This is a genomic window from Serratia sp. BIGb0163 (assembly GCF_024809935.1).
Taxonomy (GTDB): Bacteria; Pseudomonadota; Gammaproteobacteria; order Enterobacterales; family Enterobacteriaceae; genus Serratia; species Serratia quinivorans.
In genome coordinates, this window is sequence record NZ_JANUDZ010000002.1 from 332525 (window position 1) to 346912 (window position 14388).

General features: G+C 55.5%; 14 protein-coding genes. 10 read left to right on the forward strand and 4 right to left on the reverse strand.

All coding sequences use genetic code 11. The annotated features are described in order from the left end of the window. Positions 1-76: 76 nt before the first annotated feature. The 6 genes from murC to lpxC all read left to right on the forward strand — a co-directional run bounded on the left by murC (position 77) and on the right by lpxC (position 6821). A complete protein-coding gene (gene murC / locus M2406_RS12460) occupies positions 77-1555 on the forward strand; it encodes a UDP-N-acetylmuramate--L-alanine ligase (RefSeq protein ID WP_012005212.1) in 1479 nt (492 codons plus the stop codon). Continuing rightward, complete coding sequence (locus M2406_RS12465; protein WP_012005213.1) at positions 1545-2465, forward strand: D-alanine--D-alanine ligase; 921 nt, start codon at positions 1545-1547, stop codon at positions 2463-2465. The genes murC and M2406_RS12465 overlap by 11 nt, the downstream gene beginning before the upstream one ends. 1 nt (position 2466) lies before the next feature. Beyond that, positions 2467-3318 carry a cell division protein FtsQ gene (ftsQ, locus tag M2406_RS12470; protein ID WP_259190223.1) on the forward strand — a complete coding sequence of 284 codons (852 nt, stop codon included), beginning with the start codon at positions 2467-2469 and terminating at the stop codon, positions 3316-3318. After that, a complete protein-coding gene (gene ftsA, locus M2406_RS12475; RefSeq protein ID WP_004950148.1) occupies positions 3315-4571 on the forward strand; it encodes a cell division protein FtsA in 1257 nt (418 codons plus the stop codon). The genes ftsQ and ftsA overlap by 4 nt, the downstream gene beginning before the upstream one ends. A gap of 74 nt (positions 4572-4645) precedes the next feature. After that, entirely contained in the window at positions 4646-5800 is a 1155-nt protein-coding gene (gene ftsZ / locus M2406_RS12480; protein WP_004950150.1) for a cell division protein FtsZ, read from the forward strand. 103 nt (positions 5801-5903) lie between these two features. After that, a complete protein-coding gene (gene lpxC / locus M2406_RS12485) occupies positions 5904-6821 on the forward strand; it encodes a UDP-3-O-acyl-N-acetylglucosamine deacetylase (protein WP_017891607.1) in 918 nt (305 codons plus the stop codon). A gap of 14 nt (positions 6822-6835) precedes the next feature. Here the strand turns inward: lpxC and M2406_RS12490 are convergent, their stop codons facing one another. Then, complete coding sequence (locus M2406_RS12490; RefSeq protein WP_012005216.1) at positions 6836-7360, reverse strand: DUF721 domain-containing protein; 525 nt, start codon at positions 7358-7360, stop codon at positions 6836-6838. 26 nt (positions 7361-7386) lie between these two features. On the opposite strand from M2406_RS12490, the gene secM reads away from it, so the two are divergent. The 3 genes from secM to mutT all read left to right on the forward strand — a co-directional run bounded on the left by secM (position 7387) and on the right by mutT (position 11225). After that, positions 7387-7920: a secA translation cis-regulator SecM gene (secM, locus tag M2406_RS12495; RefSeq protein ID WP_259190225.1), complete on the forward strand. Its 534-nt coding sequence runs from the start codon at positions 7387-7389 to the stop codon at positions 7918-7920. An 87-nt stretch (positions 7921-8007) separates the two neighbouring features. Then, complete coding sequence (secA, locus tag M2406_RS12500; protein ID WP_259190226.1) at positions 8008-10719, forward strand: preprotein translocase subunit SecA; 2712 nt, start codon at positions 8008-8010, stop codon at positions 10717-10719. Between the two features lie 101 nt (positions 10720-10820). Continuing rightward, on the forward strand, positions 10821-11225 hold the full coding sequence (gene mutT, locus M2406_RS12505; RefSeq protein ID WP_259190228.1) for an 8-oxo-dGTP diphosphatase MutT: 405 nt from the start codon (positions 10821-10823) through the stop codon (positions 11223-11225). A 107-nt stretch (positions 11226-11332) separates the two neighbouring features. Here the strand turns inward: mutT and yacG are convergent, their stop codons facing one another. Genes yacG through coaE form a run of 3 tightly spaced genes read right to left on the reverse strand, consistent with a single transcriptional unit; the run spans position 11333 to position 12959 of the window. Next, a complete protein-coding gene (gene yacG, locus M2406_RS12510; RefSeq protein ID WP_012005220.1) occupies positions 11333-11536 on the reverse strand; it encodes a DNA gyrase inhibitor YacG in 204 nt (67 codons plus the stop codon). A gap of 50 nt (positions 11537-11586) precedes the next feature. Then, positions 11587-12339, reverse strand: a complete 753-nt coding sequence (zapD, locus tag M2406_RS12515) for a cell division protein ZapD (protein WP_012005221.1) — start codon at positions 12337-12339, stop codon at positions 11587-11589. Between the two features lie 5 nt (positions 12340-12344). Next, the gene (coaE, locus tag M2406_RS12520; RefSeq protein WP_259190229.1) at positions 12345-12959 is read right to left on the reverse strand and encodes a dephospho-CoA kinase; all 615 of its coding nucleotides are present in this window, start codon (positions 12957-12959) and stop codon (positions 12345-12347) included. Between the two features lie 331 nt (positions 12960-13290). Between coaE and M2406_RS12525 the strand changes: the two genes are divergently transcribed. Beyond that, entirely contained in the window at positions 13291-14334 is a 1044-nt protein-coding gene (locus tag M2406_RS12525) for a GMP reductase (protein WP_012005223.1), read from the forward strand. Positions 14335-14388: the final 54 nt, after the last annotated feature.

Here is a 14388-nt window from a genome sequence, read left to right on the forward strand (position 1 = left end):
GGGTTCGGTACGCCGGGCCTGAATTAAAGAATGTCATACAGGGGCCCGGTATGCCGGACCCGGATTAGAGAGAGTGATGAATACACAACAACTGGCGAAACTACGTACTATCGTGCCCGAGATGCGACGCGTCCGGCACATTCACTTTGTCGGCATCGGTGGCGCCGGCATGGGTGGTATCGCCGAAGTGTTGGCTAACGAAGGTTATCAAATCAGCGGTTCTGACCTGGCGCCGAACCCGGTAACCCAACAGTTGAGCGCGCTCGGGGCGACGATTTACTTCCATCACCGCCCGGAAAACGTACTGGATGCCAGCGTAGTGGTGGTTTCTACCGCCATTTCCGCCGACAACCCGGAGCTTGTCGCCGCCCGTGAGGCGCGTATCCCGGTGATCCGTCGCGCAGAGATGCTGGCCGAACTGATGCGCTTCCGCCACGGTATCGCCGTTGCCGGTACGCACGGCAAGACCACCACCACGGCGATGGTGTCGAGCATTTATGCCGAAGCCGGCCTGGACCCGACCTTTGTCAACGGCGGGCTGGTGAAAGCGGCGGGTACCCATGCGCGTTTGGGTTCCAGCCGTTACCTGATTGCGGAAGCGGATGAGAGCGATGCGTCGTTCCTGCATTTGCAGCCGATGGTGGCGATTGTCACCAATATCGAAGCCGACCATATGGAGACCTACCAGGGCGACTTCGAAAATCTGAAGCAGACGTTTATTAACTTTTTGCACAACCTACCGTTCTACGGTCGTGCGGTGATGTGTGTTGATGACCCGGTGGTGCGCGAACTGCTGCCACGCGTGGGCCGCCATATCACCACCTACGGTTTCAGTGATGATGCCGACGTACGCATCGAGAGCTATCGCCAGGTTGGGCCGCAGGGCCACTTTACGCTGAGCCGTCAGGACAAACCGTTAATGACGGTCACCCTGAACGCACCGGGCCGTCACAACGCGTTAAACGCCGCGGCGGCAGTGGCAGTGGCAACAGAAGAAGGCATTGACGACGCAGATATCCTGCGTGCGCTGGCCGGCTTCCAGGGTACCGGTCGCCGCTTTGATTTCCTCGGCGAATTCCCGCTGGAGCCGGTCAACGGCAAAAGTGGCAGCGCGATGCTGGTCGACGACTATGGTCACCATCCGACCGAGGTTGACGCAACGCTGAAAGCCGCGCGTGCCGGTTGGCCGGACAAGCGTCTGGTGATGGTTTTCCAGCCGCACCGTTACACCCGTACGCGCGATCTGTATGACGACTTCGCCAACGTGCTGTCGCAGGTGGACGTGCTGCTGATGCTGGACGTGTATTCGGCGGGTGAAACGGCGATCCCAGGGGCGGACAGCCGCTCACTGTGCCGGACTATCCGCAGCCGCGGCAAGCTGGATCCGATTCTGGTTTCCGATGCGGACACCGTGCCGGAAACCCTGGCGCAGTTGCTGCAGGCCGATGATTTAGTGCTGGTGCAGGGCGCCGGCAACGTGGGCAAAGTTGCCCGTAAACTGGCTGAGCTGAAGCTGCAGCCACAGAAAAAAGAGGAGGAACACCATGGCCGATAAAGTTGCCGTACTGCTGGGTGGCACCTCTGCTGAACGTGAAGTGTCATTGCAATCCGGCGCTGCCGTGCTGGCCGGGCTGCGTGAAGCCGGTATCGATGCCCACGGCATTGATATCCGTGATTTCCCGGTAACCCAACTGAAAGAACACGGGTTTACCAAAGTCTTTATCGCGCTGCACGGTCGCGGCGGCGAAGACGGCACCCTGCAAGGGATGCTGGAGTTCCTCGAGCTGCCTTATACCGGCAGCGGTGTGATGGCTTCGGCGCTGACCATGGACAAATGGCGCACCAAAATGGTGTGGCAGTCGATGGGCTTGCCGGTGGCGCCTTATGTCGCGCTGAACCGCAAGCAGTATGCCGGTGCAGAGAAAGCGACGCTGATTGCCCGCGTGGAGGCCCTGGGCCTGCCGCTGATCGTCAAGCCGAGCCGTGAAGGTTCCAGCGTCGGCATGAGCAAAGTCACCGAGCGTGACGCGCTCGAAGCGGCGTTGGAAGAAGGTTTCCGCCATGACGACGACGTGCTGGTCGAAAAGTGGCTGAGCGGCCCGGAATACACGGTAGCGATGTTGGGTGACCAGGTATTGCCTTCGATCCGCATTCAACCGGCCGGCGTGTTTTACGACTATCAGGCCAAGTACATTTCGGACGATACCCAGTATTTCTGTCCGAGTGGCCTGGGTGCGCAGCAGGAAGCCGAAATGGCTGCCCTGGCGTTACGCGCCTACCGTGGGCTGGACTGCAGCGGCTGGGGCCGCGTGGATGTGATGCAGGATAGCGATGGCAGCTTCTATCTGCTTGAGGTGAATACCTCGCCGGGCATGACCAGTCATAGCCTGGTGCCGATGGCAGCGCGCCAGTCTGGTTTAAGCTTCTCGCAGCTGGTAGCGAGAATTTTGGAATTGGCCGACTGATATGTCGCAAGCTGCCCTGAATGCGCGTGAACGCGAGGTGGATAACAACCCGCGCCGCAGCAATGGAACCCAGTTGGCGGGAATGGTTTTCCTGCTGATGGTATTGGGAACGGTCCTGTGGAGTGGCTGGGCGGTGATTGGCTGGATGAAAGATGCCAGCCGCCTGCCGCTGTCACGACTGGTGGTAACCGGTGAGCGCCACTACACCACCAACGACGATATTCGCCAGGCGATCCTGGCACTGGGATCGCCGGGTACTTTCATGACGCAGGATGTGGATATCATCCAGCAGCAGATTGAACGCCTGCCGTGGATCAAGCAGGCCAGCGTACGCAAGCAGTGGCCGGACGAACTGAAAATCCACCTGGTGGAATATGTCCCGGTGGCGCGCTGGAATGATTTGCACATGGTGGACGCCGAAGGCAAATCCTTCAGCGTGCCGGCAGAACGAATTGGCAAACAGAAGTTGCCGTTGCTTTATGGCCCGGAAGGGAGCGAACAGGATGTTCTGGACGGATATCGGACCATGAGCAACATGTTAGCGGCCAGCAAATATACGCTGAAAATGGCGGCCATGAGTGCTCGCCATTCCTGGCAGCTGGCTTTGGATAATGATGTTCGGCTGGAGCTGGGACGCGACGATCGCACCGGACGCCTGCAGCGCTTTATCGAGCTTTATCCGATATTGCAGCAGCAGGGGCAGGCAGAAAGCAAGCGAGTCAGCTACGTCGACTTACGCTATGAGGCCGGTGCATCGGTAGGTTGGGCCCCAGTGTTTATCGACCCGCAGGCAGCAGGCGATCAGCAAAACAGTAATCAGCAACAGAATCAGGCACAGGCAAAACAACAATGATCAAGTCGACGGACAGAAAACTGGTAGTTGGACTGGAGATCGGTACTGCAAAAGTCTCCGCATTGGTAGGGGAAGTTCTGCCCGATGGCATGGTCAACATTATCGGGGTGGGCAGCTGCCCGTCTCGCGGCATGGATAAGGGTGGCGTTAACGACCTGGAGTCGGTAGTGAAGTGCGTACAGCGCGCTATCGATCAGGCCGAACTGATGGCTGATTGTCAGATTTCTTCGGTTTACCTCGCATTATCGGGTAAACACATCAGCTGCCAGAACGAAATAGGGATGGTTCCTATTTCCGAAGAGGAAGTGACACAGGAAGATGTGGAGAACGTAGTGCATACCGCTAAATCGGTACGCGTCCGTGATGAACACCGCATCCTGCACGTCATCCCTCAGGAATACGCCATCGATTATCAGGAAGGCATCAAAAACCCGGTTGGGTTGTCCGGCGTGCGTATGCAGGCCAAGGTGCACCTGATTACCTGCCATAACGATATGGCAAAAAACATCGTCAAGGCAGTAGAACGTTGCGGTCTGAAAGTAGACCAACTTATTTTCGCCGGTCTGGCCGCCAGCTATGCGGTACTGACCGAAGATGAGCGCGAACTCGGCGTTTGTGTGGTGGATATCGGCGGCGGCACCATGGATATGGCGGTGTACACCGGCGGTGCGCTGCGCCACACCAAAGTAATCCCTTACGCCGGGAACGTGGTCACCAGCGATATCGCCTACGCCTTCGGCACACCGCCGACAGATGCGGAAGCGATCAAAGTTCGACACGGCTGTGCGCTTGGGTCGATTGTTAGCAAGGATGAAAGTGTAGAGGTGCCAAGCGTTGGGGGGCGTCCTCCTCGTAGTCTGCAAAGACAGACACTGGCTGAAGTTATCGAGCCACGCTACACCGAACTGTTGAATCTGGTTAACGATGAGATTTTGCAATTGCAGGAGCAACTGCGTCAGCAAGGGGTGAAGCATCATCTGGCAGCGGGTATTGTGCTGACCGGTGGCGCCGCCCAGATTGATGGCCTGGCAGCTTGTGCGCAACGGGTGTTCCATACCCAGGTACGCATCGGCCAACCCTTGAACATCACGGGTCTGACGGATTATGCGCAGGAGCCTTACTACTCTACGGCGGTAGGTCTGCTGCACTATGGAAAAGAGTCTCACCTGAGTGGTGAGGCAGAAGTAGAAAAACGCGCCTCGGTGGGCAATTGGTTTAAACGTATCAATAGCTGGCTGAGAAAAGAGTTTTAATGTTTCAACAAAGAGATCATGCTGAGTAATCTTTTTATGATCTCGCAGCGACAGGCACAAAACGGAGAGAAACTATGTTTGAACCAATGGAACTAACCAATGACGCGGTGATTAAAGTCATCGGCGTCGGCGGTGGCGGTGGCAACGCCGTTGAGCACATGGTGCGCGAGCGCATCGAAGGTGTTGAATTCTTCGCCGTTAATACAGACGCTCAGGCGCTTCGTAAAACGGCAGTTGGCCAAACCATCCAGATCGGTAGCGGTATTACCAAAGGTCTGGGTGCGGGCGCGAACCCTGAAGTGGGTCGCAATTCAGCGGAAGAAGACCGTGAAGCCTTGCGTGCCGCACTCGATGGTGCAGACATGGTCTTCATTGCAGCCGGCATGGGCGGCGGTACCGGTACCGGTGCAGCGCCAGTCGTCGCAGAAGTTGCTAAAGATCTGGGTATTCTGACAGTGGCCGTGGTTACCAAGCCTTTCAATTTCGAAGGCAAGAAACGCATGGCGTTCGCTGAGCAGGGTATTGCAGAGTTGTCCAAACATGTGGACTCACTGATCACTATCCCGAACGACAAGCTGTTGAAAGTTCTGGGTCGCGGTATTTCTCTGCTGGACGCGTTCGGCGCGGCTAACGACGTGCTCAAAGGCGCGGTGCAGGGTATTGCCGAACTGATCACCCGTCCGGGCCTGATGAACGTCGACTTCGCCGACGTGCGCACCGTAATGTCCGAAATGGGCTACGCGATGATGGGTTCCGGCGTTGCCTGTGGTGAAGACCGTGCTGAAGAAGCAGCGGAAATGGCGATCTCCAGCCCACTGCTGGAAGACATCGACCTGTCCGGCGCTCGCGGCGTTCTGGTCAACATCACCGCCGGTTTCGACCTGCGTTTGGATGAGTTCGAAACCGTGGGTAACACCATTCGTGCTTTCGCTTCCGACAATGCGACCGTAGTTATCGGTACCTCGCTGGACCCGGAAATGAACGACGAACTGCGCGTGACCGTGGTTGCGACCGGTATCGGCATGGACAAACGTCCGGAAATCACTCTGGTGACCAACAAACAGGCCAGCCAGCCAGTGATGGATCATCGCTACCAGCAGCACGGCATGTCGCCGTTGCCGCAGGAAGTGAAACCTGCCGCCAAGGTAGTAAACGATCCGACTGCGCAGCCTAATAAAGAGCCCGATTATCTCGATATTCCTGCCTTCCTGCGCAAGCAGGCAGACTAAGAATATCCTGAGAATTTGGAATCTCCGCTCTTTGTGCTAAACTGTCCCGCCGGCCATGCTGTATGCTTGGTCGGTAGGATTGATAACATTGCGAGATAAAACGATGATCAAACAACGGACATTAAAACGTATTGTTCAGGCGACTGGTGTCGGTTTACATACCGGCAAGAAAGTCACGCTGACAATGCGCCCCGCAGCGGCTAATACCGGGGTCATCTATCGTCGCACTGACTTGAATCCCCCGGTTGATTTTCCGGCTGATGCAAAATCCGTGCGTGATACCATGCTGTGCACCTGCCTGGTGAACGAGCATGACGTGCGTATTTCTACCGTTGAGCATCTTAATGCCGCGCTGGCTGGTTTGGGTATCGACAACATCGTTATCGAAGTTGACGCCGCCGAAATTCCTATCATGGACGGCAGTGCCAGCCCGTTCGTCTTCCTGTTGCTGGATGCCGGCATTGAAGAACTGAACTCTGCGAAGAAATTCCTGCGTCTGAAAGACACCGTGCGTGTTGAAGATGGCGACAAGTGGGCCGAGCTGTCCCCGCATAACGGGTTCCGCCTGGACTTCACCATCGACTTCAACCACCCGGCTATCGATGCCAGTACGCAACGCTACCGCCTTGATTTTTCTGCCGACTCGTTCGTGCGTCAAATCAGCCGTGCGCGCACCTTCGGTTTTATGCGTGACATCGAGTATTTACAGTCACGTGGCCTGGCCCTGGGTGGCAGCTTTGACTGCGCTATCGTGGTGGATGATTACCGCGTTCTGAACGAAGACGGCCTGCGCTTTGAAGACGAATTCGTACGCCACAAAATGCTGGACGCCATCGGCGACCTGTTCATGTGCGGCCATAACATCATTGGCGCGTTCACCGCGTACAAGTCTGGTCATGCGCTGAATAACAAACTGCTGCAAGCGGTTCTGGCGAAACAGGAAGCGTGGGAATTTGTCACCTTCCAGGACGAAGCCGAAATGCCTTTGGCATTCAAAGCCCCGTCCACCGTATTGGCATAAGCTGATACCACTGATTATTTATCACGACTGGTAGCGTTGGCACCTTCTCCGGCCAGCGATGCCAGTCGTTCCAATATCTTGCGCAGTTTTTCTGGGCTCCGGCTCGCCAATCCCCTTAATTCCTCAGCACTTTCCTGGCTCAGATGACGCATAGGCACCTTCTCCTGCGTATTTCCTGCCGTTTTTGCGGCGTTTTGCACAAGGTTGCTCCCTTTTGCCATCAAGGCCGGATTAATCCTGATGTCGATCGACGACAATGATGGTAGAATTTGCGCTCGTAGTGCAGATAACAAAGCCGGTTGTTCGTAGCGTAGACGCATCATCCAGCTGGCATTTGCCGTTTCTAGCACTAAAATACCCTGTCGGAAATTTGCGACGCGGCACCAGGGATGCAGTTGAACCGGCAATACGCCTTTCACTGCACGGTTAAGCTTCAGCAGCGCCACTGCGCGTTGCTGGACGTTATGCAGCGGGCCTTTGTCTTCTGTGTTAGCGTCGTCAAACAGGGAATCTAATAATTGTGGACGGCTATCGCGCATAATGGGCTCCGGCGGATAATAAACTCGTGATCGGTATTCTAAATCGTTGGCGACAATTTGGCAGACGTTATTTCTGGCCCCATCTCCTGTTAGGGATGGTCGCGGCCACGCTTGGCGTACCTACAAATCTGTCCGGCACGCCCGATCAAGCCGCTCTGCCGAGCACATCGTCCAGCCTGAACCGGCAAAATTCCGCCAGCGGTGCCTTTAATAGCCTGGCATTACTGCAGGAAGCGCATTGCCGCCCGACCTTCAGTGTCGATTATTGGCACCAGCATGCGCTTCGCACCGTCATTCGTCACCTTTCTTTTGCTCTTGCACCGCAGGCGGTTTTCGCGCGAGGGCAGGAAAGAGAAGCGGAAGCGACCGAACCCCCATTACAGGTAGCGCAACTGGCGCTGCTTTCTACTCTCAACGCGCTGCTGACGCATGAGCAAAAGCCGCCGACCATCATTCGTGATACCCACCATGCCGTGCTACCTGCCTTTGCGCAGCATCAGACAGGGTTATGGCTGGCACAGGTGCAGGGCATTCGCGCCGGACCCGCAGCCTTAAGCTGATTTCTTGCCCGTCGGGCGACAAAAAACCTAAAAATAACAGCAAATTGACGGCCTGTGTTGGCTGTCATGACAGAGATATCAAACATCATGTTAGTGAAATTATTGACCAAAGTTTTTGGTAGCCGTAACGATCGTACACTGCGTCGCATGCGTAAAGCGGTTGAACTGATCAATCAGATGGAACCGGACATGGAAAAACTGTCCGATGACGAACTGAAAGCCAAGACCAACGAGTTCCGCGCACGCCTGGAAAATGGTGAAGTGCTGGAAAACCTGCTGCCGGAAGCCTTCGCCGTAGTGCGCGAATCAAGCAAGCGCGTGTTCGGCATGCGTCACTTCGACGTGCAGCTGCTGGGCGGTATGGTACTGAACGATCGCTGTATCGCAGAGATGCGTACCGGTGAAGGTAAAACCCTGACTGCAACCCTGCCGGCCTATCTGAACGCCCTGAGCGGCCGTGGCGTGCACGTGGTTACAGTGAACGACTATTTGGCACAGCGTGACGCCGAAAATAACCGCCCACTGTTCGAGTTCCTCGGCCTGAGCATCGGTATCAACCTGCCAGGTATGCCGGCACCGGCCAAGCGTGAAGCTTATGCCGCCGACATTACCTACGGTACCAACAACGAATACGGCTTTGACTACCTGCGCGACAACATGGCGTTCAGTCCGGAAGAGCGAGTTCAGCGCAAGCTGCACTATGCGTTGGTGGATGAGGTTGACTCCATCCTGATCGATGAAGCGCGTACTCCGTTGATCATCTCCGGTCCGGCTGAAGACAGCTCCGAGATGTACATCAGAGTTAACAAGCTGATCCCTCAGTTGATCCGTCAGGAAAAAGAAGATTCCGATTCCTTCCAGGGCGAAGGCCACTTCTCGGTTGACGAGAAAGCGCGCCAGGTGCACCTGACCGAACGCGGTCTGATCCTGATCGAAGAAATGCTGATGGAAGCCGGCATCATGGATGAAGGCGAGTCACTGTACTCACCGACCAACATCATGCTGATGCACCACGTGACCGCTGCGCTGCGTGCCCACGTGTTGTTTACCCGTGACGTTGACTACATCGTAAAAGACGGTGAAGTCATTATCGTTGACGAACACACCGGCCGTACCATGCAGGGGCGTCGCTGGTCTGATGGTCTGCATCAGGCGGTGGAAGCAAAAGAAGGCGTGGAAATCCAGAACGAGAACCAGACGCTGGCATCCATCACCTTCCAGAACTACTTCCGTCTGTACGAGAAGCTGGCCGGGATGACCGGTACCGCCGACACCGAAGCCTTTGAATTCAGCTCTATCTACAAGCTCGATACCATAGTGGTGCCGACAAACCGTCCGATGATCCGTAAGGACATGCCGGATCTGGTCTACATGACCGAGCTGGAGAAGATTGGCGCCATCATTGAAGATATCCGTGAACGTACCGTCAACGGACAGCCTGTGCTGGTGGGGACCATCTCGATTGAAAAATCCGAAGTGGTTTCCCGCGAACTGACCAAAGCCGGTATCGAACACAAGGTTCTGAACGCCAAATTCCACGCCATGGAAGCCGACATCGTGGCCCAGGCCGGCCAAAGCAGTGCGGTCACTATCGCCACCAACATGGCGGGTCGTGGTACCGATATCGTGCTGGGCGGCAGCTGGCAGGCCGAGATTGAACAGTTGGAAGACCCAACTGAAGAGCAAATTGCCGAAATTAAGGCAGCCTGGAAAATTCGCCATGATGCGGTACTGGCCGCAGGCGGCCTGCACATCATTGGTACCGAGCGTCATGAATCACGCCGTATCGATAACCAGTTGCGCGGCCGTTCAGGTCGTCAGGGTGATGCCGGTTCATCCCGCTTCTACCTGTCGATGGAAGATGCTCTGATGCGTATTTTCGCCTCGGATCGCGTTTCCAGCATGATGCGTAAACTGGGTATGAAAGAAGGTGAGGCCATTGAGCACCCATGGGTCACCAAGGCGATTGCCAATGCACAGCGCAAAGTGGAAAGCCGCAACTTTGACATTCGTAAGCAACTGCTGGAATACGATGACGTGGCCAACGACCAGCGTCGCGCTATCTACAGCCAGCGTAACGAACTGTTGGACGTGTCTGACGTTAGCGAAACCATCACCAGCATCCGTGAAGACGTGTTCAAGACCACTATCGACGGCTACATTCAGCCAGAATCGCTGGAAGAAGAGTGGGACATTGAGGGGCTGACAGAGCGCCTGAAAAACGACTTCGATCTGGATATGCCAATCGCCGAATGGTTGGACAAAGAGCCTCAGCTGCACGAAGAAACTCTGCGTGAGCGTATTCTGGAAAAGGCGAAAGAAGAGTACCAGCGTAAAGAAGAAGTGGTTGGCGTCGAGATGATGCGCAACTTCGAGAAGGGTGTGATGCTGCAGACACTGGATTCCCTGTGGAAAGAGCATCTGGCGGCGATGGACTACCTGCGTCAGGGCATCCATCTGCGTGGTTATGCGCAGAAAGATCCTAAGCAGGAGTACAAACGCGAGTCCTTCAACATGTTTGCCACCATGCTGGAATCGCTGAAGCATGAAGTCATCAGCGTACTGAGCAAGGTTCAGGTGCGGATGCCGGAAGAGGTTGAAGCGTTGGAGCTGCAGCGTCGTGAAGAAGCCGAGCGCCTGGCCAAGCAGCAACAGCTGAGCCACTATGAAGAAAATGCGCTGGTTACCGAGGATCCGAATGCGCCGGCAACGGCAGAACGTAAAGTAGGGCGTAACGATCCTTGCCCATGCGGTTCCGGTAAAAAATACAAACAGTGCCACGGCCGTCTTCAGAGCTAAGCCCGGCAATGTTTAACCAATAAAACCCAGGGGTTCAGCGTGCTGAGCCCCTGTTTTTTGGGGTGAAGCCCGTGCCCCGATGGATCAATCAGGAGGATGCGATGAAACATCTGAACATCGCCGTTGGCATCATTCGTAATGCCCAGCAGGAAATCTTTATTACCCGGCGTGCCGCCGATTCGCATATGGCCGGTTTCTGGGAGTTTCCAGGCGGCAAGATTGAGCAGGGGGAGGCGCCTGAGCAGGCGCTTAGCCGTGAACTGCAGGAAGAAACAGGCATTGAAACCAAGCGTGCAGAGCTATTGGAAGTGCTTGAACACCGGTTTAGCGATCGTATCGTGACGCTGAATTTTTATCTGGTGGAAGGTTGGGCAGGTGAGCCGTTTGGCCGTGAAGGTCAGCCAATGCGCTGGGTGAAGCAGGCCGATTTACGGGAGGAGGAATTCCCGGAGGCCAATGTCAGTATTATCAAACTGTTGGTGGCACAGGCGAACGCTGCACAGTAAAACGAGCGGCCTGGCAGAAACCAGGCCGACAAAAGGCGATCGATCAACGATCGTCTTATTCGACTCGTCCATGAGTCTCACCCTTACAGGGCCGCTGCAAGCAGCGTTCAAATCGGTTCCGGACCGATTTGTCCTTCACTCCATTCTTCACTTTCCGACAGATCGCTGTTGCTGGGAATACGCTTCTCTTCATCGGCCCACTCGCCCAGATCGATTAACTGACAGCGTTTGCTGCAAAACGGGCGGAACGGGCTCACTTCACCCCAAACTACACCTTTGCCACAGGTTGGGCATTTCACTACGGTCGTCATATCTGTTCCTTACTCCCTTCCAACACGTGAAAGGTTTTTATGTCATTGGGTTAGCAACAGGCCAACTCAAAGGTTAATCGTTCCGGTACCACGCCAAGCTCACTGTCCAGCGGCAGGAAGCGGATCGCATAGCGCGTCTTATGGCCGGAAATCTGCGGATAAAGTTGGTGTGCCAGATTGATGCGCAAGCGCAACAGATCGGCGCCTTCCGCGTTATCCTGGAAGAAACCGTTCAAACTGATCTGATTGCGAAACTGCCCGGACTGACGGATCAGATCCAGCACCATGGTCAGCGCCTGGTTCAGTGGCTCCAGCGTTTGCTGCCAGTTGGCTACGTCATCATCCCGTTCTTGCTGGGGTGCATGCATCCACATGTGCAGGGTCGGTAAATCAAAGCTGCAACACCCGCCGGGGATGCTCAGGCGCTGACGCACCAGGCTAATCAGCCGGTCTTCACGCAGCGACTGGCCAAGACGCGGAGCAGACATCAATGCCGCCCCGCGCTGTTTCAACTGATTGCGCAACTGATCCACCAGCGACATGTCGACACCTGGCACATCGGCCCAGGCCAAAAGCTTTTGCTGCTGCCGTTCCAGCTCTTTCAGTAATTCTGTGCGCACTTCGCCGCGTTCCAGCACATCGAGCAGATCGGCGACGGTACGGAAGAAGGTCAGGGCAATGGCTGTTTCGCTCAATGCCCGCTGGCCGTGCAATTGCTGCAGTAAAAACTCCATACGCAACCAGGTACGCATTTTTTCATTCAACGGGTGTTCAAAAAGAACGCTTGGGGAAACATCACTCATTCAGTTTAATCCTGTCGGGTCGCTGATGCCGCCAGCTCAAGGTAACGGCGATGCAGTGCGGCAACCAATGGCTCTATCCCCTGAGCGGTGCCGCTATTATCAATTATGTCATCTGCAGCGGCCAGGCGCTGCTCGCGCGTGACCTGCGCGGACAGTATGTTCTGTGCCTGCTGACGGCTGATGCCGTCGCGGGCGATGGTTCTGGCCAACTGAGTCTCGCTGTCAACGTCGACCACCAGGACGCGATCGGCGCGTTCCTGCAGGTTGTTTTCAACCAGCAGGGGAACCACCCAAAGTGCATAAGGACTGGTCACTTGCGCCAGTTGGCATTGGGTTTCCTGATGAATCAGCGGGTGCAGCAGTTGGTTCAGCCAGCTCTTTTCATCCGGGTTACTGAAGATACGCTGACGGAGCGAAGCGCGGTTAAGCCTGCCATCAGGCTGCAACATTTCATTACCAAAACGTTTGGCGATAGCAGCCAGCGCCGGGGTGCCAGGTTCGACAACTTGCCTGGCGATAACGTCTGCATCGACCACCGTCACGCCATGGCGGGCAAAGGCGTCTGCCACGGTTGACTTACCGCTGCCGATACCCCCTGTCAACGCAACAATGTAGGCCATGGTAGGGAATGCACCTGATGTTCATAAAAAAATAATAGACGAATCATAAAGCGATCGCGCAGAAGTGCAAGTCAGCAGGCGGCGCTTGTTCGGCAGCTTGCGCTGTACGGTGATAAAAAATGCAGACGGAAAGAAAAAATGAGCGGGCGGTCACACTGCGTATTCGCAGGTAAATTTGTCGGATTGTAGCGTAAATAAAGGAGAATTCGCAGTCTTGTCCGGCGATTTTTAGCGCGTATGATAGCGTCACTGGAACTGGCATTAATCTACCGTCGCCTTTCAAGACATTGCGTTCTGCGATCCGTCGCCATAAACCAGGAAATCATAAGTCATGCGTATTGAAGAAGATTTGAAGTTAGGCTTTAAAGATGTGCTGATTCGCCCTAAGCGCTCCACGCTGAAAAGCCGTTCAGAAGTTGAACTGGAGCGTCAGTTTACCTTCAAACATTCTGGCCTGAGCTGGTCCGGCGTGCCGATTATCGCCGCCAACATGGACTCGGTCGGCACCTTCAGCATGGCAGAGGCCCTGGCTTCCTTCGACGTACTCACCGCCGTACACAAACACTACACCCTTGAACAATGGGCCGCATTTGTGCAGCGCGTACCGGCATCGGTGCTGCGCCACGTTATGGTTTCAACCGGCACTTCAGAAGCTGATTTTGTGAAGATGCAGCAAATTCTGGCCTTGTCGCCGGGGTTGAAGTTTATCTGTATCGACGTCGCCAACGGTTACTCAGAGCATTTTGTCGCCTTCTTGCAGAAAGCGCGTGAAGCCTGCCCGAACCATGTGATCTGTGCCGGTAACGTAGTCACTGGTGAAATGGTTGAAGAGTTGATCCTCTCCGGTGCCGATATCGTCAAAGTGGGTATTGGTCCTGGGTCAGTCTGCACCACCCGAGTGAAAACCGGTGTGGGTTATCCGCAGCTGTCTGCGGTGATCGAGTGCGCCGATGCGGCACACGGCCTTGGCGGTCAGATCGTCAGTGATGGCGGTTGTTCGGTACCGGGTGATGTAGCTAAAGCCTTTGGTGGCGGCGCAGATTTTGTCATGCTGGGTGGCATGCTGGCCGGTCATGACGAGTGCGAAGGCACAGTAGTGGAAGAGAACGGCGAGAAATTCATGCTGTTCTACGGTATGAGTTCCGAATCGGCGATGAAACGTCACGTCGGTGGTGTTGCCCAGTACCGTGCGGCAGAAGGCAAAACCGTCAAACTGCCACTGCGTGGCGAGGTTGAATTTACCGTCCGTGACATTCTTGGTGGCCTGCGCTCTGCCTGTACTTATGTCGGTGCGGAACGTCTGAAAGAGCTGACCAAACGCACCACCTTTATCCGCGTAGCGGAGCAGGAAAACCGCGTATTCGGCAGTAACTAATCCGGCTCGCTTCAGCCTGACCAAACCTTGGGCGCAGTTCAGTGCTGCACTCAA

What these genes read in the sequence shown, in the direction of transcription:
- ftsQ (WP_259190223.1), top strand. Translation starts at nt 2,467, where the DNA reads ATGTCGCAAGCTGCCCTGAATGCGCGTGAACGCGAGGTGGATAACAAC.
- murC (WP_012005212.1), top strand. Translation starts at nt 77, where the DNA reads ATGAATACACAACAACTGGCGAAACTACGTACTATCGTGCCCGAGATG.
- secA (WP_259190226.1), top strand. Translation starts at nt 8,008, where the DNA reads ATGTTAGTGAAATTATTGACCAAAGTTTTTGGTAGCCGTAACGATCGT.
- lpxC (WP_017891607.1), top strand. Translation starts at nt 5,904, where the DNA reads ATGATCAAACAACGGACATTAAAACGTATTGTTCAGGCGACTGGTGTC.
- M2406_RS12490 (WP_012005216.1), bottom strand. Translation starts at nt 7,360, where the DNA reads ATGCGCGATAGCCGTCCACAATTATTAGATTCCCTGTTTGACGACGCT.
- M2406_RS12465 (WP_012005213.1), top strand. Translation starts at nt 1,545, where the DNA reads ATGGCCGATAAAGTTGCCGTACTGCTGGGTGGCACCTCTGCTGAACGT.
- ftsZ (WP_004950150.1), top strand. Translation starts at nt 4,646, where the DNA reads ATGTTTGAACCAATGGAACTAACCAATGACGCGGTGATTAAAGTCATC.
- mutT (WP_259190228.1), top strand. Translation starts at nt 10,821, where the DNA reads ATGAAACATCTGAACATCGCCGTTGGCATCATTCGTAATGCCCAGCAG.
- M2406_RS12525 (WP_012005223.1), top strand. Translation starts at nt 13,291, where the DNA reads ATGCGTATTGAAGAAGATTTGAAGTTAGGCTTTAAAGATGTGCTGATT.
- ftsA (WP_004950148.1), top strand. Translation starts at nt 3,315, where the DNA reads ATGATCAAGTCGACGGACAGAAAACTGGTAGTTGGACTGGAGATCGGT.
- coaE (WP_259190229.1), bottom strand. Translation starts at nt 12,959, where the DNA reads ATGGCCTACATTGTTGCGTTGACAGGGGGTATCGGCAGCGGTAAGTCA.
- yacG (WP_012005220.1), bottom strand. Translation starts at nt 11,536, where the DNA reads ATGACGACCGTAGTGAAATGCCCAACCTGTGGCAAAGGTGTAGTTTGG.
- zapD (WP_012005221.1), bottom strand. Translation starts at nt 12,339, where the DNA reads ATGAGTGATGTTTCCCCAAGCGTTCTTTTTGAACACCCGTTGAATGAA.